Below are 21,363 nucleotides of genomic sequence, written 5' to 3'. Positions count from 1 at the left end.
AAAACGGGCAATCGACGATCGATTCGGCGAAATACCGATGAAAATCTTTGAAACCCTTGTCGTTATTGGGTTTGCGCTGCGCTATCATAGCAACGCCGTACCGCGGGGTGGCCGCCGGCGTAGCCGGTAGGCGCGTCGCGCGGGCCAGGATTCGGCGCTGTGCCGTCAGAGTCTGACTCTCGACGGCACGGTTCGCGCACGTATAATCGGCGCGTTCGCGCTGTTCGTGTCAACCTAACCTGAAAAAGGAACCTTAATGAACAAACAGGAACTGATCGACGCCGTCGCCGCCCAAACGGGCGCCAGCAAGGCTCAAACCGGCGAAACGCTGGACACGCTGCTCGAAGTCATCAAGAAAGCCGTGTCGAAGGGTGATGCGGTTCAGCTGATCGGCTTCGGCAGCTTCGGTTCGGGCAAGCGCGCAGCACGTACGGGCCGCAACCCGAAGACGGGCGAAACCATCAAGATCCCGGCAGCCAAGACGGTCAAGTTCACGGCTGGCAAGGCGTTCAAGGACGCCGTCAACAAGCGTTAATCCAGCGCCTGTTCAAAGAAAACCCGCCTTTCGGCGGGTTTTTTGTTGGGTGCGCGCGGCATTTTTGCCACAGTCCGTCACACCTTTACAAGATTTTACGGTTCGTCGATCGCTGTTACGGGCGCACGATCTGCGCGTCGCCCGGGTCTTCGTCGTCGTGCGCGTCGACGTCCCATGCAGGGAACGGGTCGTCGAACGCGGCCCATCCGGCCGCGCCGAGCGCGAATTCCGCATCGGTCAGCAGGCAGGCGTCGAGCTTCGCGCGCCATGCGTCGGCGTCGAGCGCGATGCCGATCAGCACGAGTTCCTGACGGCGATCGCCGATCGAGCGGTCGTCGAAATCGCCTTCCCATTCAGTGCGAATTTCGGCGAGCAGTTCGTCGTCGTCCGGCCATTCCGCGCGATCCTGCGCGGCCCACCAGAGCCCGGCCGGACCGTGCCGGCACACGCCGCCCGCCTGCGACAGCGAGCCCGCGATGTCGTTGCGCGTCGCGAGCCAGAAGAAGCCCTTGCTGCGCAGCACGCCCGGCCACTGCTGATGGAGCAGCGCCCAGAGCCGCGCCGGATGAAACGGCCGGCGCGCGCGGTAAACGAAATTCGCGATGCCGAATTCGTCCGCTTCGCCGTGCACGTGCGCATGATGATGCGCGTCGCAGTCGGGATCGTCGCAGTACGCATGATCGCGATCGAGCGACGCGAGCCAGCCGGGCGCGTTCGCCGCTTCGTCGAAATCGAAGCGGCCGGTGTTCAGCACCGCGTCGAGCGGCACGTTGCCGAACGTCGACACGACCTGATGCGCGCGCGGATTGAGCCGCGCGAGAATGTGCTGCAGCCGCGCGAGTTCGTCCGCGCTGACGAGGTCGGCCTTGTTGATCACGAGCACGTCGCAGAATTCGATCTGCTCGATCAGCAGCTCGACGAGCGTGCGATCGTCGTCTTCGGAGGCGGCGATGCCGCGCGTTGCGAGTGCGTCGTCCGAGCCGTAGTCGCGCAGGAAATTGAATGCGTCGACGACCGTGACGAGCGTGTCGAGCCGTGCGGTATCGCCGAGCGACGTGCCGTCGTCGTCGACGAACGTGAAGGTCTCGGCGATCGGCATCGGCTCCGCGATACCGGTCGATTCGATCACGATCGCGTCGAAGCGGCCTTCCGCCGCGAGCTGGCGGATCTCGACGAGCAGATCGTCGCGCAGCGTGCAGCAGATGCAGCCGTTCGACATCTCGACGAGCCGTTCCTCGACATGCGACAGCGCCTGCGCGTCGCGCACGATCGACGCGTCGATGTTGACCGCCGCGAGGTCGTTGACGATCACGGCGACTTTCAGGCCCGCGCGGTTCGCGAGGATATGGTTGAGCAGCGTGGTCTTGCCGGCGCCGAGGAAGCCGGACAGCACGGTGACGGGCAACGGCTGTTTCATTGCGGTACGCACCAACGGAAAAGTGAAAAAGCGGCCGCGGCGCCGCTGCGCGGCACGAGCGGCCGGGCCGTTCGCGCGCGCGAAGCCGCAGCGTAAGCCCGCATTGTGCATCAAACGCGCGCGCGACGGCCGGGGCGCGATCGGCCCGGCGCGCGGCGCACCGCTATTGCGGCGGCAGCAGTTTCCACTGCGCGAGGATCGCCGCGATCTGCCGCGCGTACTTGTCGCGCAGTGCCGGCGTTTCCGAATGATAGGCGCCGACGGCCTGCCACGTGTTGCCGTAGCGGTTCATTTTCTGCCGCAGATGCCACGCGGCGATATAGACGTTCTTGCACGGCTCCATCAGCGTGTCGCGATCGATGCCGTAGCGCGACAGCGTCGACAGATGGACCGAATTGATCTGCATGAGCCCGTAATCGACGGACCCGTTCGTGTTCTTGTTCAGTGCGCTCGGGCGGTTGCGCGACTCCTGCCAGGCGATCGCGCGCAGGATCAGCGGATTGACCTTCTGATAGCGGGCGGCCTCGTCGAAACAATCGGCGTGCGCGTTCGCGCTGGCGAACCACGCGCCGGCGGCGATCCACACGAGCGAAGCGAACCGTCTTTTCATGGGGCGAAAGCGGAAAGAAAATGCGCGGGGTCGGGAAAACCCGTGCCCGTCATTCGTGCGACGAGAAACGCGCCGCCCGTATCATACCGGCAGTTCGTGACTGTGCGACAGCCCGGCATGACGGCTATCGCGCGTCGGTCCGGCGGTGATCGGGCTATCCGGATCGCCGGACGGCGACGGCCGACGCGGCGCGCGCGACCTTACATATCGCATACGGGCCGCCGGGCGCCTGTCGTATGTGAGACAGTCCTCGGATCAATGTGATATTTCGGACATGAAAAACTGCTAATGTCGCCTTTTTCGGATTTGGATCCCAGCACTACCGCCGGAAGTGGCCTGAGCCGGCATCGCCCCATTCATCCATGACAAGAAATCGCTTCGTTATGCGGCGCGTCGCCACGACGCTGATCATCGCCGGCATCATCGGCTCGCAGGCTGCCTACGCTCAGGTCACGCTCAATTTCGTCAATGCGGATATCGACCAGGTCGCGAAGGCGATCGGCGCCGCCACCGGCAAGACCATCATCGTCGACCCGCGCGTCAAGGGGCAGCTGAACCTCGTCGCCGAACGCTCGGTGCCCGAAGATCAGGCGCTGAAGACGCTGCAGTCCGCGCTGCGCATGCAGGGCTTCGCGCTCGTACAGGATCACGGCGTGCTGAAGGTCGTGCCCGAAGCCGACGCGAAACTGCAGGGCGTGCCGACCTACGTCGGCAACGTGCCGCGCGCACGCGGCGACCAGGTCATCACGCAGGTGTTCGAACTGCACAACGAATCGGCGAACAACCTGCTGCCGGTGCTGCGGCCGCTGATCTCGCCGAACAACACCGTGACCGCGTATCCGGCGAACAACTCGATCGTCGTCACCGACTATGCGGACAACGTGCGCCGCATCGCGCAGATCATCGCCGGCGTCGACAGCGCCGCGGGCGCGCAGGTGCAGGTCGTGCCGCTGCGCAACGCGAACGCGATCGACCTCGCGTCGCAGTTGCAGAAGATGCTCGACCCCGGCGCGATCGGCAACAGCGACGCGACGCTGAAGGTCTCGGTCACGGCCGATCCGCGCACCAACTCGCTGCTGCTGCGCGCCTCGAATGCGTCGCGGCTCGCGGCCGCGAAGCGCCTCGTGCAGCAGCTCGACGCGCCGAGCGCGGTGCCCGGCAACATGCATGTCGTGCCGCTGCGCAACGCCGATGCCGTGAAGCTCGCGAAGACGCTGCGCGGCATGCTCGGCAAGGGCGGCAACGACACCGGTTCGTCGGCGTCGTCGAACGACGCGAACAGCTTCAACCAGAACGGCTCGTCCTCAAGCGGCAACTTCTCGACCGGCACGGCCGGCACGCCGCCGTTGCCGTCGGGCGGGCTCGGCGGGACGTCTTCGTCGTCGTACGGCAGCGGCGCGTCGGGCAGCGGCGGCCTCGGCAATGCGGGGCTGCTCGGCGGCGACAAGGACAAGAACGACGACAACCAGCCCGGCGGGATGATCCAGGCCGATGCGGCGACCAACTCGCTGATCATCACCGCGTCCGATCCCGTGTACCGGAACCTGCGCGCGGTGATCGACCAGCTCGACAAGCGTCGCGCGCAGGTCTATATCGAAGCGCTGATCGTCGAACTGAACTCGACGACGGCCGGCCAGCTCGGGATCCAGTGGCAGGTCGCGAGCGGCGCGCTGCTCGCCGGCACGAACCTCGCGGCGACGGCCGGCAGCGTCGCCGGCAACAGCATCATCAACCTGACGACGGGCTCGGTGAACAGCAGCACGGGCACCGCCACCGGCGTCGGGCTGCCCGCCAATCTCGCGAACCTGAACCAGGGCCTCAACATCGGCTGGCTGCACAACATGTTCGGCGTGCAGGGCCTCGGCGCGCTGCTGCAGTATTTCGCGGGCGTCAGCGACGCGAACGTGCTGTCGACGCCGAACCTGATCACGCTCGACAACGAGGAAGCGAAGATCGTCGTCGGCGAAAACGTGCCGATTCCGACCGGCTCGTATTCGAACCTGACGAGCGGCACCACGAGCAACGCGTTCAACACCTACGATCGCCGCGACGTCGGCCTGACGCTGCACGTGAAGCCGCAGATCACCGACGGCGGGATCCTGAAGCTGCAGCTCTACACCGAGGATTCCGCGGTCGACACCGCGACGACGAACGCGCAGACGGGCCCGTCGTTCACGAAGCGCTCGATCCAGTCGACGATTCTCGCGGACAACGGCGAAGTGATCGTGCTCGGCGGCCTGATGCAGGACGCGTACAACGTGTCCAACAGCAAGGTGCCGCTGCTCGGCGACATCCCGTGGATCGGCCAGCTGTTCCGCTCCGAAAGCAAGCAGCGCAAGAAGACCAACCTGATGGTGTTCCTGCGCCCGGTGATCATCGCCGATCGCGATACGGCGCAGGCCGTCACCTCGAACCGCTACGACTACATCCAGGGCGTGACGGGCGCGTACAAGTCGGACAACAACGTGATCCGCGACAAGGACGACCCCGTCGTGCCGCCGATGCCGCTCGGCCCGAGCCAGGGCGGGACGGCCGCGGGCAACCTGTTCGATCTCGACAAGATGCGTCGCCAGCAGATGCAGCGCCAGATCGCGCCGCCGGCCGCCGAGCAGGCGCCCGCGCAGTCGCAGGGCGTGCCGGCGCAGACGGTGCCGCAGCAGCCGCTGACCGCGCCGGGAGCGTCGCAGTGAGCGACTTGCTGTCTTCCGCCCACGACGGCGCGCCCGGCGAACGGCAGCCGCCCTCGCCGCTCGCCGCGCGGCTGCTGCCGTACGGCTTCGCGAAGAACGGCCAGGTGCTGATCGCGCACCAGCTCGACGACACGCTCGAGGTGTGGATCAGCGATCGCACGAACGACGCCGCGCTGGCCGAGATCGCACGCAATTTCGGCTCGATCGTCGTGCAGCGTGTGCCGGCCGACGAGCTCGCGCAGGCGATCAACCACGCGTATGCGCGGCAGGACGGCAGCGCCGCGCAGATCGTCGGCGAGGTGGAAGGCGAAGTCGATCTGTCGCGGCTGATGCAGGACATCCCGGAAGTCGAGGATCTGCTCGAATCGGAGGACGACGCGCCGATCATCCGGATGATCAACGCGCTGCTGACGCAGGCCGCGCGCGAACAGGCGTCGGACATCCATATCGAACCGTTCGAGAATGCATCGGTCGTGCGCTTTCGTGTCGACGGCACGCTGCGCGACGTCGTGCGGCCGAAGAAGGCGCTGCACGGCGCGCTGATCTCGCGCATCAAGATCATGGCGCAGCTCGACATCGCGGAAAAACGTCTGCCGCAGGACGGCCGCATCACGCTGCGCGTCGGCGGCCGTCCGGTCGACGTGCGCGTGTCGACGCTGCCGACCGGCCACGGCGAACGCGCGGTGCTGCGTCTGCTCGAGAAGGACGCGCAGCGGCTGAACCTCGAAGCGCTCGGGATGGGCCGCGACACGCTCGTGCAGTTCGACAAGCTGATCTCGCGTCCGCACGGCATCGTGCTCGTCACCGGGCCTACGGGCTCCGGGAAGACGACGACGCTGTACGCGTCGATGTCGCGGCTCGAAACCGCGACGACCAACATCATGACCGTCGAGGATCCGATCGAATACGACCTGTCGGGCATCGGCCAGACGCAGGTCAACGAGCGGATCGGGATGACCTTTGCGCGCGCGTTGCGCTCGATCCTGCGTCAGGACCCGGACGTGATCATGATCGGCGAAATCCGCGACCTCGAAACCGCGCAGATCGCGGTGCAGGCCTCGCTCACGGGCCACCTCGTGCTCGCGACGCTGCACACGAACGATGCGGCATCGGCCGTCACGCGTCTGACCGACATGGGCGTCGAGCCGTATCTGCTCGCGTCGTCGCTGCTCGGCGTGCTCGCGCAGCGGCTCGTGCGCCAGCTTTGCCCCGTCTGCAAGGAAGAGCGGCACGAGGACGGCCGCAGCGTGTGGCATCCGGTCGGCTGCGACAAGTGCGGGCATTCGGGCTACACGGGCCGGCGCGGCGTGTACGAGCTGCTGATCGTCGACGATGCGATCCGCACGCTGATTCACCGCAACGCGGCCGACGCGGAGATTCTCGCGGCCGGCCGCGCGCAGGGCATGCGCACGCTGCGCGACGACGCGGAGCGCTGGCTCGCGGCCGGCGCGACGTCGCTCGAGGAAGTGCTGCGCGTGACGGGAGGCGCGTAGCGCGATGCCCGCATTCCGTTTCGAAGCGATCGATGCGGCCGGCCGCACGCAGAAGGGCGTGGTCGATGCCGACAGCGCGCGCGCCGCACGCGGGCAGCTACGCACGCAAGGGCTGACGCCGCTCGTCGTCGAACCGGCCGGAAGCGCGACGCGCGGTGCACGTTCGCAGCGGCTCGCGCTCGGCCGCAAGCTGTCGCAGCGCGAACAGGCGATCCTCACGCGCCAGCTCGCGAGCCTGCTGATCGCCGGCCTGCCGCTCGACGAAGCGCTCGGCGTGCTGACCGAGCAGTCCGAGCGCGACTACATCCGCGAACTGATGGCCGCGATCCGCGCCGAAGTGCTCGGCGGTCATTCGCTCGCGAACGCGCTGAGCCAGCATCCGCGCGATTTTCCGGAAATCTATCGCGCGCTGGTGTCGGCCGGCGAGCATACGGGCAAGCTCGGGATCGTGCTGTCGCGGCTCGCCGACTACATCGAGCAGCGCAACGCGCTGAAGCAGAAGATCCTGCTCGCATTCACCTATCCGGCGATCGTCACGGTGATCGCGTTCGGGATCGTCACGTTCCTGCTGAGCTACGTGGTGCCGCAGGTCGTCAACGTGTTCGCGAGCACGAAGCAGCAGCTGCCGCTCCTGACGATCGTGATGATGGCGCTGTCCGGATTCGTGCGGCACTGGTGGTGGGCGATCCTGATCGCGGTCGCGCTCGTCGTGTGGTTCGTGAAGGCGACGCTGTCGCGCGCGGGGCCGCGGCTCGCGTTCGATCGCTGGCTGCTGACCGCGCCGCTCGCGGGCAAGCTCGTGCGCGGCTACAACACGGTGCGTTTCGCGAGCACGCTTGGCATTCTGACCGCGGCCGGCGTGCCGATCCTGCGCGCGCTGCAGGCGGCCGGCGAGACGCTCAGCAACCGCGCGATGCGCGCGAACATCGACGACGCGATCGTGCGCGTGCGCGAAGGCTCGGCGCTGTCGCGCGCGCTGAACAACGTGAAGACGTTTCCGCCGGTGCTCGTGCATCTGATCCGCTCCGGCGAGGCGACCGGCGACGTGACGACGATGCTCGACCGCGCGGCCGACGGCGAAGCGCGCGAGCTCGAGCGCCGCACGATGTTTCTGACGAGCCTGCTCGAGCCGCTGCTGATTCTCGCGATGGGCGGGATCGTGCTCGTGATCGTGCTCGCGGTGATGCTGCCGATCATCGAGCTGAACAACATGGTGCAGTGACGCGGCAGCCCCGTGCCGGGCCGCCGACGTTCAGCGCATGTAGATCGCGGGGGACGGCGTGTTGGCCGGCAGCTGGATTTCCGCGCGCGCGCCGTTGCGTTCGACGACGATCGAGCGGTTGCGGACTTCGGCGAGCTTCGCGCCGGGCGTGAGTTCCGCGCCGAGCGACACCGCGCGCGGCGGTTCGCCGCCGACGCCGACGATCGCCGCACCGCCGTGCTGCAGCGCGAGGATGCCGAACAGGTGGATGTCCTGCACGGGATTGCGTTCGAGCTGTCCGCCGAACAGCGCCGCGGCGTCCTCGGTGCGGATCGGCGGCCGCGCGGCGGCTGCGGGCAGCGGCGCTTCGCGGGCCGACAGCGTGACGACCCAGTACGTGGCCGTCGCGCACAGCGCCGCGAAGAGGGCGAGGGAAAGGATCCGGATCGAGAGCGCGTTCATGCGCGCTATTGTACGGATCTATGTGAAATTTGCGTTGAGTGAAAGCCCTCGACGATGCGCGCCTTACAATGCGTGCTCCGCTCCCGCGGATCGTGGAAGGTGGCCGTCAGGCGATCGTCCGGATGCCACGGGCGCGTTGTTCAATCGACGATATTTTTTGGAAAGAGGTAGTCAGTCATGCAAACGTGGATCACTCGCCGCAATGGAGCCGTGCGCCGTCAGCGCGGTTTCACGCTGATCGAGATCATGGTGGTGGTCGCGATCCTCGGGATCCTTGCCGCGCTGATCGTGCCGAAGATCATGAGCCGCCCCGACGAGGCGCGCCGCATCGCCGCGAAGCAGGACATCGGCACCATCATGCAGGCGCTGAAGCTGTACCGTCTCGACAACGGCCGCTATCCGACGCAGGAACAGGGCCTGAACGCGCTGATCCAGAAGCCGTCCACCGATCCGATTCCGAACAACTGGAAGGACGGCGGCTATCTCGAACGGCTGCCGAACGATCCGTGGGGCAATCCGTACAAGTATCTGAACCCGGGCGTGCACGGCGAGATCGACGTGTTCAGCTACGGCGCCGACGGCAAGGAAGGCGGCGACGCCAACGATACCGATATCGGCTCGTGGCAGTAAGCCGCCGCCGACCGGTCCGATCCTTCTCTCCCGCGCTTCATGCTCGCACTTCGTACGACGACCCACCGCTGCGCCGGCCACGGCGGCCTGCGCCGCGCGGCGGCATCGCCCGTCCGGGCGTGTGCGGCGGCTGAGCCGGGATCGCGCCGCCGGCTAGCGAAGTCGACCGGCCCGTGCGCGGCGAGCCCTGCCTTCGGAGGGCAGTGTACGCAGCATCGCCGTCGCGCCGCGCGCGGCTTCACGCTGCTCGAGATGCTCGTCGTGCTCGTGATCGCGGGGCTGCTGGTGTCGCTCGCGTCGTTGTCGCTGACGCGCAATCCGCGCACCGACCTGCGCGAGGAAGCACAGCGGCTCGCGCTGCTGTTCGAGACGGCCGGCGACGAAGCGCAGGTGCGCGCGCGGCCGATCGCGTGGCAGCCCACCGCGCACGGTTTCCGTTTCGACGTCAGTTCGTCCGACGGCTGGCGCACGCTGCACGACGATCTGCTGCGCCCGCGCGACTGGGACGGCGGCGTGACGGGCGCGGACATCGACTACCCCGGTTCCGATACGCGCGCGAGCCGCGTCGTATTCGGCACCGAAAGCATCGACACGCCGGTGCGCGTGACGCTGCATTCGGCCGTCGGCAGCGCGACGATCGTCGGCACCGGCAACGGCCGCTACGAGGTGCAATGACGATGCGTGGTCGCATGCGCCGCCCTGCCCGTTCGCCGCGCATTGCCGGCGCCTTGCGCCTGCGCGGCGCGGCGCGCGGCTTCACGATGATCGAGGTGCTGGTCGCGCTCGCGATCATCGCGGTCGCGCTCGCGGCATCGATTCGCGCGGTCGGCACGATGGCGACCGGCGCATCGGAACTGCATCGCCGGCTGCTCGCCGGCTGGAGCGCCGACAACGCGCTCGCGCAGCTGCGGCTCGCGCATGCGTGGCCGCAGATCGGCGAACAGAACTTCGACTGCTCGCAGGGCAACGTGCCGCTCGTGTGCACGCAGCGCGTCAGCGCGACGCCGAATCCGGTATTCCGGCGCGTCGAGGTGTCGGTCAGCATGCCGGGCCGCTCCGGCGTGCTCGCGCAGATGGTCACGGTGGTCGCGAATGAAACCAGCCGTTCGCTCTGACGCGCCGATGCCGCGCCCGTTCGCCCGCGCGTCCCGCGCACGCGGCTTCACGCTGATCGAGCTGATGATCGCGATCGCGATTCTCGCCGTCGTCGCCGTGCTCGCGTGGCGCGGGCTCGATCAGATCATGCGCGGCCGCGACAAGGTGGCGTCTGCGATGGAAGACGAACGCGTATTCGCGCAGATGTTCGATCAGATGCGCATCGACGCGCGGCTTGCCGCGACCGACGACGAAGCCGGCCAGCCGGCGATCGGCGTGGCCGGCAACACGCTGCAGATCATTCGCGCACTCGACGTGCCGGGCGCCGCGCCGCGGCTGCAGGTCGTGCGCTACCGGATCGCCGGCGGGCGCGTCGTGCGCTACGCGTCGCCGCCGCTCGACGACGCGAACCGGCTGCATGCGCTTCTGAAGGACAGCAGCGTCGACGGCTGGAGCGCAGTCGCGCTGATGGGCGGCGTCGGCGCGATCGATGCGAAGCTGTACGTGCCGCGCGTCGGCTGGACGACCAGCGTGCAGGCGGCGAACGACGCGCTCGCGCAGAACAACGATGCGCTGAAGGTGCCGCAGATCGGCAACGCGCCGCCGCCACGCGCGGTCACGGGGCTGCAGGTCAGCATCGGCGCGACGTCGCTGCGCGTGCCGATCACGCGCGTATTTCTCGTCGGGGAGTGACGCACGATGCGCACGCGCCCTCACCTTTCGATGCCCGAGCGCCGCGCTTGCCGACGCGCGCACGGCCTGCCGCGCGGCGAGCGCGGTGCGGCGATCATCACGGCGCTGCTGGTCGTCGCGCTGGCGGCGATTCTCGTGTCCGGCATGCTATGGCGCCAGCAGGTGCAGGTGCGCCGCATCGAGAACCAGCGGACGCTCGCGCAGGCGCAGTGGGTCGCGCGCGGCGCGCTCGACTGGACGCGGATGATCCTGCGCTCGGAAGGCGACACGGCGCCCGGCATCACGTATCTCGGCGGGATCTGGGCGGTGCCGATCGCGAAGACGAAGCTGTCGGATTTTCTCGGCCGGATCGGCGCGCCGAACCAGGGCGGCGACGACACCTATATCTCCGGGTCGATCGAGGATGCGCAGGCGAAGTTCAACCTGCGCAACCTGATCGCGTCGCCGGCGCCCGGCGTGCTGCAGCTCAACGTCGCGCAGCTCGCGGCGTTCCAGCGGCTGCTGACGACGCTCGGCTACGACGGCGCGTTCGCGAAGCGGATCGCGCTGCAGGTGCGCGCGGGGCTCATGCATTCGGCGACGCGCTTTCAGCTGCCGACGCTGCCCGGCGGCGGCATGGCGCCGACCGCGCCGGTGACGGGCGGCGACACGCAGGCGGGCGGCTTCACCGACGATCCGGGCCTCGCCGACAGCGAGCGCGGGCCCGCGCCGCTGACGATGACGAGCGTCGACAGCCTGCTCGACGTCGACGGCGTGACGCCCGAGATGGTCGCGCGGCTGCGCCCGTTCGTGACCGTGCTGCCGACCACGACGCCCGTGAACATGAACACCGCGCCGGCCGAGGTGATCGCCGCGCTGGTGCCGGGCATGAGCGTGTCGTCCGCGCAGGCGCTCGTCTCGCGCCGCGAGACCGTGTTTTTCCGCAACGTCGGCGACGTGCAGCTCGCGCTGCGCGGCGCGGGCGCGCCGGGCGTACAGCTCGATGCGAGCCTCATCGACGTCAATTCGAGCTACTTCGTCGTGCACGGCCGGATCCAGCACGACCGCGCGGAGGTCGATCGCACCTCGCTCGTGTATCGTGATCCGACCACGCACTCGACGCGGGTCGTGCGCATCCGCGATCAGCTATAACGACGCCATTCGGGAGAGGAGCCCTTGAGCACGTTGATTGTTTCATTGCCGCCGCGCGAGCCTGCCGTGCCGTTGCAGGAATGGCAGTGGCCGGAGCTGCCGTTCATGCTCGTCGACAAGGCCGGCCACGTGCAGCGCGCGGGCCGCGCGGCGCTGTCGCTGCTGCCGCGCGCGAGCGCGACGGTGCTGATCGTCGCCGCGCGCGACGTGCTGCTGCTGGCCGCGAGCGTGCCGCCGCTCAAAGGGCCGAAGCTGCGCCAGGCGCTGCCGAACATCGTCGAGGATCAGTTGATCCAGGATCCGCTCGGCTGCCATATCGCGCTCGATCCGGTCGCGCTGCCGGACGGGCGCCGCGTGCTGGGCGTCGTCGATCGCGCGTGGTTCCGCGCGATCTGCGACGCGTTCACGGCAGCCGGCCACCGGCAGCTGCGCGCCGTGCCCGCGACGCGCTGCCTGCCCGCGCCGCTCGCGGCCGCACCTGCACCGTCGGCCGTGCCGGCCGACGACGAGGCGCCCGACATCGCGGCCGCAGCGGACGGCTTGCCGCTTGGTTCGTCGACCGGCACGCCGTCGGCCGAGCCGCTCGTGCGTCCGGCCGCGGTCGCCGCGGTGCTCGGTGTCGCGACGTCGGTCGAACCGGCGCTCGTCGAAGCGGGCGCGCAGCCGCTCGCCGCGAGCGCGCCGCGGCTCGAACTCGCGATCGCGCGCGGCGCGCTCGGCGAAGGCTTCGCGGCGCCGGCCGCGCGCGCGCCCGGCACGCTCGCCGCGCTCGCGGGCGGTGGCGCGGTCGAGCTGTACGAGCTCGGCGAGCCCGGTGCGGAGCCGCGCGTCGCGTCGGCCGGCCGCGCGGGCGGCGCCCCGCTGCTGCCCGGCGCGATGCCGCTGTCGTTCGACGCATTCGCGCGCCGGGCGCTCGCGGAGCGCTTCGACCTCTGCCAGTTCGAATTCGAGTCGCAGCCCTGGCGTTTCGACCGCGCGACGCTGAAGCGCCTGCGCCTGCCGATCGCGCTCGCGGCGGCGACGCTCGGCATCGCGGTGATCGGGATGAATCTGCATTGGTGGAAGCTGTCGCGCGAACGCGATGCGCTGTCGGCGCAGATCACCGAAACGCTGCTGTCGGCGTTCCCGAAGACGACGACGGTGCTCGATCCGCCCGCGCAGATGCAGCGGCAGCTCGACCAGTTGCGTCTCGCGGCCGGCGAGCTGTCGCCGAACGACTTCCTCGCACTGTCGAGCGGGCTCGCGCGCTCGATGGGTGCGCTGCCGCTGAACGGCATCGCGTCGCTCGACTATCACGACCGGCGGCTCGACGTCGGCTTCAAGCCGGAGGTCAAGGTCGATCCCGACTTCCCGCAACGCCTCGCGCGCAACGGGCTGGCCGGCGAAGTCGACAGCAACACGGGCAAATGGACGATCCGGAGCCGCTCATGAACACCGAACGACTGACTCAGGCGTTAACCCAGTTCTGGGGCGAGCGCACGCCGCGCGAAAAGACGCTGCTCGGTTGGGGCGGCGCCGTGCTGGCCGTCGCGATCGCCTATTCGGTGCTGTGGTCGCCCGCACAGGAAGGCCGCGCGCGCATCGAACGCGAGCTGCCGACGATGCGCCGCGAACTCGCGCAGATGACCGCGCAGGCGAACGAAGCGAAGTCGCTGACGGCCGCCGCGCAGGGTGTCGCGCCGACCGGTCTCGCGCTGAAGGATGCGCTCGCCGCGTCGCTGTCCGATCACGGGCTGCCGGGCGCGCAAGTGCAGATCGTCGGCAACGGCGTGCAGATCCAGATGAAGAACGTGTCGTTCCCCGCGTGGACGCAGTGGCTCGACGACGTGCGCCGGCAACTGAAGGCGCAGGTCGGCGAGGCGCACGTGAGCGCGTTGAAGGAAGACGGCCAGGTCGACCTGACGGCCGTGATGCAGCCGTCGATGCCGAAATGAGGATGGCGACGATGCAAGCGGCGGGCGCTCGATGAACCGATGGACGATGCGGCTCGTCGCCGCGCTGCCGTGGGTCGCGGTCGGCGCGCTCGCGACGGCGATCACGCTGATCGCGCTCGCGCCGGCCGCGTGGATCGCGCCGCAGTTCGCGCGCGCGACCGGCGGCCATGTCAACCTCGTCGATCCGGCCGGCTCGCTGTGGCACGGTTCGGCCACGCTGATGCTCGCGCCCGGCGCGGACCAGAGCGCATCGACGCTGCTGCCGGGCCGCGTCGAATGGACGACGCGCTTCTGGCCGCTGCTGACCGGGCGCGTGCAGATGCGTCTGCGCCAGACCGACGCGATGCCGCAGCCCGTGACGCTCGATGCGACCTGGCGCGGCGCCGTGCTGTCGGCCGGCGCGATGGCCGTGCCCGCGTCGCTGCTCGCGGGGCTCGGCACGCCGTTCAATACGCTCGATCTGCAGGGCGACGTGCGGCTCGGCTGGACCGACTGGCGGCTGATCGGCCGCAACGCGTTCGGCCAGCTGACGGTGACGATCGACGGGATGAGCTCGCGCGTGTCGCGCGTGAAGCCGCTCGGCTCGTACCGCGCCGTGCTGCAGGCGAAAGGCACGGGCGCCGATCTCGATCTGACGACGACGCAGGGCCCGCTGTTTCTCGATGGGCACGGTACGTTCGGGCCCGGCAGCGGCGCGTTTCGCGGCACCGCGCATGCGGCGCCCGAACAGCAGGCGAACCTTGCGGGCCTGCTGAACCTGCTCGGCCGCCCGATCGGCAACGGCCAGGTGTCGCTGATCTATGGCGGCGCGATGCGCTGAGCGAGCGCCGCACGCGGTGCGGCGCGGCCTGCCGATTGCGGTGACTTATTGGCGCGCGAGCGTGCCGGCGGCGGGCGCAGCGGACACGGCCGACGCAGCGGCTGCACCGGATGCCGGCACGGCCGCCGGCGCCGCCATGTCGCCCGTCTCGCGCGCGATATCCGACACGTTCCAGCCGCCGCCGAGCGCCTTCACGAGTCCGACCGACGACACCATCCGCTGCCCGGTGATCGTCGCGAGCTTCTGGCGCGCGGTGAAGGCCGTCGTCTGCGCGGTCAGCACGTTCAGATACGCGACGGTGCCGGCCTTGTACTGGTTCGTGACGATCGCGAGCGCATGCTCGGCGCTCTCGACCGCCTGTCGCTGCACGTCGATTTCCTGCGCGAGAATCCGCTGCGAAGCGAGGTTGTCCTCGACGTCCTGGAACGCGCTCAGCACCGCGAGCCGGTATGCGGCGACGTCCTGATCGTAGGTCGCGCGCGCGGCCTGCGTTTGCGCGGCGCGCAGCCCCGCGTCGAACAGCGTCGCCGCGAGCTGCGGGCCGACCGTCCAGAAACGCGCCGGCAGCGTGAACAGCTGCGACCAGACCGAGCTTTCGAAACCGCCGCTCGCCGACAGCGTGAGCGTCGGGAAGAACGCGGAGATCGCGACGCCGATCTGCTCGTTCGCGGCCGCCGCGCGGCGTTCGGCCGCCGCGATGTCGGGCCGGCGCTCGAGCAGCGTGGACGGCACGTCGACCGGCGTGACGGGCGGCTCGGCCGTGAGCGGCATCGGCGGCAGCGAGAACGTCGACGCGGGCTCGCCGATCAGCGTCGCGATCGCATGCTCGTACTGCGCGCGCGCGACGCCGTTGTCGATTGCGGCGGCCTGCGCGCTTTGCAGCTGCGTCTGCGCCTGGATCACGTCCGCGCGCGCGGCGACGCCCTGCGCATACTGGTTTTGCGTGAGCTGCAGCGATTGCCGGTACGACTGCACGGTTTCGTCGAGCAGCTTCTGCAGCGCATCGGACGTGCGCAGCTGGAAGTAGGTCTGCGCGAGCAGCGCCTGCTGCGAGAGCCGCGCATTCGCGAGATCGGCCGCGGCCGCCGCTTCGCCGGCGCGCTGCGCGCTGACGGTGCGGCTCACCTTGCCCCACAGATCGGGTTCCCAGCTTGCATCGAGGCCGACGCTGTAGCTGTTGTTGATCGATCCCGACGTACTGTTGCCGAACGACGACGAGCCCGACGAGAACGACGAGCGCGGCGTGCGCGCGCGCGAGCCGGACGCGCTCAGACCGACGGTCGGGAAATACGCGGCGCGTGCCTCGCTGACGAGCGCGCGCGCCTGACGGTAGGCGGCCGCCGATTGCGCGATCGTCTGGTTCGACGCATTGAGCTTGTCGATCAGCGCGTTCAGCTGCGGATCGTCGTAGACGGTCCACCACGGGCCGCGATCGGCACGGTCGGCAGGCTGCGCGACTTTCCAGCCGGCGGGCGCTTCCTTGAACGCGGCCGGCATCGACGTATCGGGGCGGTGGTAATCGGGCCCGACGGCGCAGCCGGCGAGCAGCACGGCCGTCGCGACGGCGACGGCGGCGCTCAGCGGGCGGAGGGCGCGCGGGAGTGGGGCGTACGGCATCGTATTTTTCCTGTCTGGGCGCAACGGGCCGCGAGCGGCGCCGCGCGGTGCGGACGTCATGCCGCTGGCGGACAAATGGTAACTGACGGCGGGGAGCCTGCGCAGCCGTTAGGGTACGGTGCGCGACGACAGGAATGTGTTACCGGCGCGGGCGACCGGTTTACCGGCCATTACGGATCGCTTGCGGGATCGGCGTCAGCGGCGCACGGGCAGCGGCTGGGCGGCGAGCCGCCATGACGGCGGCTCCGTTGCCGCGCGCTCGGGCGTGCGGCGCGATGCGCCCTTCGCGTTGCGCTGCCGGCGATGATCGAACCATGCGAACCCGAGCGCCGCGAGCGAGCCGCCCGGCAAGACCAGCATCGCCACGTACAGTGCGATCTTCCAGCCGCGGTGCGGCCCGGAGAACACGTGATGAGCGGTATCGGTCACGGTGCGGCGCAGCGCGCCGGCGGCATTTTTCAGGAACAGCATCGCGAACATCCTCGGGGTGCCCGGCAAAGCGGGCGGATCGGTCAGAACATAGTCTCCGGCAGTGCAACATGCACGTCGTAACTGGTTGCCTGAAATAATATTGACTATGCAAGCAATTTTCAAGATACTAGGCGCGTTTTGACCTGAAACGCACTATTGCTGCGCGCGAACGCATGGCTGGCGGCCTCTACGATCCCGACTCCATCGAGCTGGAAACCAGTCTCGGCTACTACCTGACGAAGGCGCGTCAGGTGTTGTTCGAGCGGATGGATCGTGCGCTCGAGCCGTTCGACCTGACGGCGCAGCAGATCGGCGTGATCCTGCTGCTGTCGCGCGGCTATGCGCGCACGCCGTTCGAGCTGTCGCGCAAGATGGCGTACGACAGCGGCTCGATGACGCGCATGCTCGATCGCCTCGAACGCAAGGGACTCATCGCGCGCTCGCGCAGCGAGCAGGACCGCCGCATGATCGAGTTGGCGCTGACCGAGCGTGGCGCCGACGCCGCGCGTGCGCTGCCCTCGCTGATCGCGACCGCGCTGAACGCGCAGCTCGCCGGCTTTTCCACCGACGAACTCGCGACGCTGACCGGTCTGCTGCAGCGCTTCATCGAGAACGGGCCCGGCCCGGCCGGCTGTCCGAAGCCCGACGACGGGCACGACTGACGCGGAGGGTCGCTTGCGCTCGATTGTTCCGATTAAACGTTCGCTTATTTATCTGTCTGGGCAGAAGATGACGCGACATATGCCCGTCTTCCGCCGCCTGCCGTTGCGCCCCGCTACGCGTTGCTGCGCTGCGGGCGCGAGCCGATCCTAGGAGATTCCGATGTCCGCCACCACGGCATCCGCCGCGTCCCCTGCCGCCGAACCGGCGCCGCTGTCCGGCGGCGCCCTCGCGCTGCTCACCGTCGGGCTCGCGCTCGGCACGTTCATGGAAGTGCTCGACACGTCGATCGCGAACGTCGCGGTGCCGACGATTTCGGGCAGCCTCGGCGTCGCGACCAGCGAAGGCACGTGGGTGATTTCGTCGTATTCGGTCGCGTCCGCGATCGCGGTGCCGCTGACGGGCTGGCTCGCGCGGCGCGTCGGCGAAGTGCGGCTGTTCACGCTGTCGGTGCTCGCGTTCACGATCGCGTCGGCGCTCTGCGGCCTTGCGTCGAACTTCGAGACGCTGATCGCGTTCCGGCTGCTGCAGGGCCTCGTGTCGGGGCCGATGGTGCCGCTGTCGCAGACGATCCTGATGCGCAGCTACCCGCCCGCGAAGCGCGGGCTCGCGCTCGGCTTATGGGCGATGACGGTGATCGTCGCGCCGATCTTCGGCCCGCTGCTCGGCGGCTGGATCAGCGACAACTACACGTGGCCGTGGATCTTCTACATCAATCTGCCGATCGGGATTTTCTCCGCGACCTGCGCGTTCTTCCTGCTGCGCGGCCGCGAGACGAAGACGACGAAACAGCGGATCGACGCGGTCGGCCTCGCGCTGCTCGTGATCGGCGTGTCGTGCCTGCAGATGATGCTCGACCTCGGCAAGGACCGCGACTGGTTCAGCTCGTCGTTCATCGTCGCGCTGGCGCTGATCGCGGTCGTGTCGCTCGCGTTCATGCTCGTCTGGGAAGCGACCGAGAAGGAGCCGGTGGTCGACCTCACGCTGTTCAAGGATCGCAACTTCGCGCTCGGCGCGCTGATCATCTCGTTCGGCTTCATGGCGTTCTTCGGCTCGGTCGTGATCTTCCCGCTGTGGCTGCAGACCGTGATGGGCTACACGGCCGGCAAGGCCGGCCTCGCGACCGCGCCGGTCGGGCTGCTCGCGCTCGTGCTGTCGCCGCTGATCGGCCGCAACATGCACCGGCTCGACCTGCGGATGGTCGCGAGCTTCGCGTTCATCGTGTTCGCGATCGTATCGGTATGGAACTCGACGTTTACGCTCGACGTGCCGTTCAACCACGTGATCCTGCCGCGGCTCGTGCAGGGGATCGGCGTCGCGTGCTTCTTCGTGCCGATGACGACGATCACGCTGTCGAGCATCCCCGACGAGCGGCTCGCGAGCGCCTCGGGCCTGTCGAACTTCCTGCGTACGCTGTCGGGTGCGATCGGCACCGCGGTCAGCTCGACGTTCTGGGAGAACGACGCGATCTACCACCACGCGCGGCTCGCCGAATCGGTGAGCGTCTATGCGCAGAACACGACCGACTATCAGGGCGCGCTGGCGCAACTCGGCGTCGTCGGCCAGACCGCGAACGCGCAACTGAACCAGATCGTCACGCAGCAGGGCTTCATGATGGCGACCAACGACTTCTTCCACCTGTCGGCGATCGTGTTCGTCGCGCTCGCGGCGCTCGTGTGGATCACGAAGCCGAAGAAGGGCGCGGGGCCGGCGATGGGGCATTGACGGTCCATCGCCCGCGGGACGTGTCCTGCGTCGTCCGGGCGTTGGCGTCGCTTCGGCCAGAGTCGGTTCGAATCCAAATCGAACCGCGTCACTCCCGCGCCCGCAAGCCGCCGAACGCCAGATCGTCGCCCGGCGCGATCGGCAGCGTCGCACGCGCGACCTCGAGCCACGCGCGCGCCGCGTGCGACAGATAGCCCTTCTTCACCCAGCCGAGCGCGATCGCCCACGTGATCTCCGGTTCGACGATCGGCCGGCACGTGAACTGCCCCGCATCAAGCCGCCGGCAGTACGGCTCGGGCAGCAGCGCGATGCCGACGCCCGCATGCACGAGCGCGGCCATGAAATCCCAGTGTCCGCTGCGGCTCACGATCGACGGCGTGAAGCCGACCTGCCGGCAGGCGTCGAGCACCGCGTCGTGCAGCGCAAGGCTTTCCGCATAGAAGACGAACGATTCGCGCGCGAGATCCGCGAGCGGCACGGCCGCGTGGTCCTCCCAGCGCGATTCGCGCGGTGCGACGAGCCAGAGCGGCGCGCGCACCATCGGCAGCCGCTCGAACGTGGCCGGATCGACCGGCTCGAGCAGCCCGCCCAGCTCCAGCTCGCCCGACATCAGCGCGGCCTCGATCATCCGCGCGCCCTGCTCGAACAGCTTCAGCTCGATGTTCGGATAGCGCTGTTTGTATGCGGCGATGATCGGCGTGAACAGCGACCCGCCGAGCGGCGGAATGCCGATCGTCAGCTCGCCGCGGCCGAGCGTGCCGAGGTCGTTCAGTTCCGACTGCAACTGCGCCTGCGCGGCGAGCACGTCCTGCCCGCGCTGGAACACGATCCGCCCCGCGTCCGTCAGCACCATCTGCCGGCCGTCGCGCAACAGCAGCGGCGAGCCGATTTCGTCCTCGAGCGCCTTCACCATCTTGCTGATGGTCGGCTGCGTGACGAACAGCTTGTCGGCGGCCGCGGTGAAGCTTTGTTGGCGGACGACCTCGATGAAGTACCGCAGCGCGCGCAATTCCATCGGCGACTCCCCAAAGTGGTGCAAATGAACGAATGAATTCCGAATCGGAATGAGAAGAATAGAGACAAGTCATTTTATTTATGGATGAGGGAATCCTATACTTGCGACATCCTAGAAATTTCTGTATGCGAGCCCAGCCATGAATCGACCGACCGCCGTTCCCGCCCGTCCCGCCGGTGCCGCGCATGCCGGACGCATCGCGCTGCAGGCCGCCGCGCTCGGCGTGCTGTGGCTGGCGGTCGACTGGGCCGTGCGCGCGGTCGGGCTGCCGGTGCCGTCCGGCGTGATCGGCCTCGCGGTGCTGCTCGTGCTGCTGTTCTCCGGCCGCGTCGCCCCGACGTGGATCAAGGACGGCGCGAACTGGCTGCTGTCCGACATGCTGCTGTTCTTCGTGCCGGCGGCCGTCGCGGCGGTCCAGTACGGCGGCCTGTTCCGCGAGGACGGCTGGCGGCTCGCGCTGGTCGTCGTCGCGGGCACCGCGTTCGTGATGGTCGCGGTGGCCGTCGCGGTCGATCTCGCCGCACGGCTCGAACGCCGCTTCGTCGTGCAGCGCGTGTACGCCGAACGCCGCCGCGCACGCGCGTAACGCCCTCAGCGAACCGGAGCCCGTCATGTTTGCCGCGTTGTCGAACCTGCCCGCCGATCGTGTGAACGCCGCGATCTCGTTCGGCTGCTTCGTGCTGACCGTCGCGCTGTATTTCGCGTCGAAGCGGCTCTACGCGTACAAGAAGACGCTGCTGTTCTCGCCGCTCGTGTTCGTGCCGGGCGTGCTGGTGCTGCTCGTGCTGCTGACCGGCATTCCGTATTCGGTGTATTTCCGCGACACGCGCTGGCTGATGTGGCTGCTCGGCCCCGCGACGATCGCGTTCGCGGTGCCGATCTACGACTATCGCGACCTGATCCGCCGGCACTGGCTGTCGCTGTCGGTGGGCGTCGCGGTCGGGATCGGCGCGGGCGTATGCGGTTCGCTGCTGCTCGCGAAGCTGCTGCACCTGTCGCCGGAGCTGCAGCGCTCGCTGATGACGCGCTCGGTGTCGACGCCGTTCGCGCTCGCGGTGTCCGACAAGATTCACGCGCCGAAGGACCTGACCGCGCTGTTCGTGATCGCGACCGGCATCTGCGGGATGCTGCTCGGCGAGATCGTGCTCGCGCTCGTGCCGATGC

22 protein-coding genes are annotated in these 21,363 nt (G+C 68.7%); 16 read left to right on the top strand and 6 right to left on the bottom strand.

What is annotated here, in order from left to right:
• The first annotated feature begins 256 nt into the window (after positions 1–256).
• Complete coding sequence (locus ACSHSS_RS11205; RefSeq protein WP_006401505.1) at positions 257–535, top strand: HU family DNA-binding protein; 279 nt, start codon at positions 257–259, stop codon at positions 533–535.
• Positions 536–650: 115 nt separating this feature from the next.
• On the opposite strand, the gene ACSHSS_RS11200 is transcribed toward ACSHSS_RS11205, so the two are convergent.
• Together ACSHSS_RS11200 and ACSHSS_RS11195 are read right to left on the bottom strand one after the other, a co-directional pair.
• The gene (locus ACSHSS_RS11200; protein WP_269147904.1) at positions 651–1,964 is read right to left on the bottom strand and encodes a GTP-binding protein; all 1,314 of its coding nucleotides are present in this window, start codon (positions 1,962–1,964) and stop codon (positions 651–653) included.
• 151 nt (positions 1,965–2,115) lie between these two features.
• Positions 2,116–2,562 carry a lytic transglycosylase domain-containing protein gene (locus tag ACSHSS_RS11195; RefSeq protein ID WP_006401507.1) on the bottom strand — a complete coding sequence of 149 codons (447 nt, stop codon included), beginning with the start codon at positions 2,560–2,562 and terminating at the stop codon, positions 2,116–2,118.
• Positions 2,563–2,945: 383 nt separating this feature from the next.
• On the opposite strand from ACSHSS_RS11195, the gene gspD reads away from it, so the two are divergent.
• Genes gspD through gspF form a run of 3 tightly spaced genes read left to right on the top strand, consistent with a single transcriptional unit; the run spans position 2,946 to position 7,967 of the window.
• Positions 2,946–5,252 carry a type II secretion system secretin GspD gene (gspD, locus tag ACSHSS_RS11190; protein WP_006401509.1) on the top strand — a complete coding sequence of 769 codons (2,307 nt, stop codon included), beginning with the start codon at positions 2,946–2,948 and terminating at the stop codon, positions 5,250–5,252.
• Positions 5,249–6,745, top strand: coding sequence for a type II secretion system ATPase GspE (gene gspE, locus ACSHSS_RS11185; protein WP_006401510.1), 1,497 nt, complete (start codon positions 5,249–5,251; stop codon positions 6,743–6,745). Before gspD ends, gspE begins: the two co-directional genes overlap by 4 nt.
• Before the next feature lie 4 nt (positions 6,746–6,749).
• Positions 6,750–7,967, top strand: a complete 1,218-nt coding sequence (gene gspF, locus ACSHSS_RS11180) for a type II secretion system inner membrane protein GspF (RefSeq protein ID WP_006401511.1) — start codon at positions 6,750–6,752, stop codon at positions 7,965–7,967.
• Positions 7,968–7,997: 30 nt separating this feature from the next.
• Here the strand turns inward: gspF and ACSHSS_RS11175 are convergent, their stop codons facing one another.
• Complete coding sequence (locus ACSHSS_RS11175) at positions 7,998–8,408, bottom strand: type II secretion system protein N (protein ID WP_006401512.1); 411 nt, start codon at positions 8,406–8,408, stop codon at positions 7,998–8,000.
• 177 nt (positions 8,409–8,585) lie between these two features.
• Here ACSHSS_RS11175 and gspG point away from each other — a divergent pair, with 177 nt between their 5' ends.
• From gspG to ACSHSS_RS11135, 8 genes are all read left to right on the top strand, one after another.
• The gene (gene gspG, locus ACSHSS_RS11170; RefSeq protein ID WP_035489561.1) at positions 8,586–9,038 is read left to right on the top strand and encodes a type II secretion system major pseudopilin GspG; all 453 of its coding nucleotides are present in this window, start codon (positions 8,586–8,588) and stop codon (positions 9,036–9,038) included.
• Positions 9,039–9,290: 252 nt separating this feature from the next.
• The gene (locus ACSHSS_RS11165) at positions 9,291–9,713 is read left to right on the top strand and encodes a GspH/FimT family pseudopilin (RefSeq protein ID WP_006408069.1); all 423 of its coding nucleotides are present in this window, start codon (positions 9,291–9,293) and stop codon (positions 9,711–9,713) included.
• The gene (gene gspI, locus ACSHSS_RS11160; protein ID WP_369714618.1) at positions 9,710–10,153 is read left to right on the top strand and encodes a type II secretion system minor pseudopilin GspI; all 444 of its coding nucleotides are present in this window, start codon (positions 9,710–9,712) and stop codon (positions 10,151–10,153) included. Before ACSHSS_RS11165 ends, gspI begins: the two co-directional genes overlap by 4 nt.
• Entirely contained in the window at positions 10,131–10,826 is a 696-nt protein-coding gene (locus ACSHSS_RS11155) for a PulJ/GspJ family protein (protein ID WP_012212451.1), read from the top strand. Before gspI ends, ACSHSS_RS11155 begins: the two co-directional genes overlap by 23 nt.
• A gap of 6 nt (positions 10,827–10,832) precedes the next feature.
• Positions 10,833–11,957 (top strand): type II secretion system minor pseudopilin GspK, encoded by a 1,125-nt coding sequence (gene gspK / locus ACSHSS_RS11150; RefSeq protein WP_006401517.1) that lies wholly within the window; start codon positions 10,833–10,835, stop codon positions 11,955–11,957.
• A 24-nt stretch (positions 11,958–11,981) separates the two neighbouring features.
• A complete protein-coding gene (gspL, locus tag ACSHSS_RS11145) occupies positions 11,982–13,388 on the top strand; it encodes a type II secretion system protein GspL (protein WP_261513050.1) in 1,407 nt (468 codons plus the stop codon).
• Entirely contained in the window at positions 13,385–13,891 is a 507-nt protein-coding gene (gene gspM, locus ACSHSS_RS11140; RefSeq protein ID WP_006401703.1) for a type II secretion system protein GspM, read from the top strand. Before gspL ends, gspM begins: the two co-directional genes overlap by 4 nt.
• Before the next feature lie 46 nt (positions 13,892–13,937).
• On the top strand, positions 13,938–14,711 hold the full coding sequence (locus ACSHSS_RS11135) for a type II secretion system protein N (RefSeq protein WP_006401704.1): 774 nt from the start codon (positions 13,938–13,940) through the stop codon (positions 14,709–14,711).
• Between the two features lie 45 nt (positions 14,712–14,756).
• Here ACSHSS_RS11135 and ACSHSS_RS11130 read toward each other — a convergent pair whose 3' ends face one another.
• Positions 14,757–16,328, bottom strand: coding sequence for an efflux transporter outer membrane subunit (locus tag ACSHSS_RS11130; protein WP_212161204.1), 1,572 nt, complete (start codon positions 16,326–16,328; stop codon positions 14,757–14,759).
• A 195-nt stretch (positions 16,329–16,523) separates the two neighbouring features.
• Positions 16,524–16,808: a multidrug ABC transporter ATPase gene (locus ACSHSS_RS11125; RefSeq protein WP_212161261.1), complete on the bottom strand. Its 285-nt coding sequence runs from the start codon at positions 16,806–16,808 to the stop codon at positions 16,524–16,526.
• A 164-nt stretch (positions 16,809–16,972) separates the two neighbouring features.
• On the opposite strand from ACSHSS_RS11125, the gene ACSHSS_RS11120 reads away from it, so the two are divergent.
• Both ACSHSS_RS11120 and ACSHSS_RS11115 read left to right on the top strand, forming a co-directional pair.
• The gene (locus tag ACSHSS_RS11120; protein ID WP_039216618.1) at positions 16,973–17,461 is read left to right on the top strand and encodes a MarR family winged helix-turn-helix transcriptional regulator; all 489 of its coding nucleotides are present in this window, start codon (positions 16,973–16,975) and stop codon (positions 17,459–17,461) included.
• Positions 17,462–17,621: 160 nt separating this feature from the next.
• Positions 17,622–19,184 carry a DHA2 family efflux MFS transporter permease subunit gene (locus ACSHSS_RS11115; RefSeq protein ID WP_006401709.1) on the top strand — a complete coding sequence of 521 codons (1,563 nt, stop codon included), beginning with the start codon at positions 17,622–17,624 and terminating at the stop codon, positions 19,182–19,184.
• An 88-nt stretch (positions 19,185–19,272) separates the two neighbouring features.
• Here ACSHSS_RS11115 and ACSHSS_RS11110 read toward each other — a convergent pair whose 3' ends face one another.
• Complete coding sequence (locus ACSHSS_RS11110; protein WP_006401710.1) at positions 19,273–20,199, bottom strand: LysR family transcriptional regulator; 927 nt, start codon at positions 20,197–20,199, stop codon at positions 19,273–19,275.
• Positions 20,200–20,338: 139 nt separating this feature from the next.
• On the opposite strand from ACSHSS_RS11110, the gene ACSHSS_RS11105 reads away from it, so the two are divergent.
• Both ACSHSS_RS11105 and ACSHSS_RS11100 read left to right on the top strand, forming a co-directional pair.
• A complete protein-coding gene (locus ACSHSS_RS11105; RefSeq protein ID WP_059784544.1) occupies positions 20,339–20,785 on the top strand; it encodes a CidA/LrgA family protein in 447 nt (148 codons plus the stop codon).
• Between the two features lie 25 nt (positions 20,786–20,810).
• A partial coding sequence (locus ACSHSS_RS11100; RefSeq protein WP_445544973.1) for an LrgB family protein occupies positions 20,811–21,363 on the top strand: 553 nt, incomplete at its 3' end.

This window comes from Burkholderia sp. BC1 (genome assembly GCF_052683555.1).
The sequence above is the reverse complement of the archived record's forward strand: the minus strand, read 5'-3'. Positions and strand labels throughout refer to the sequence as shown.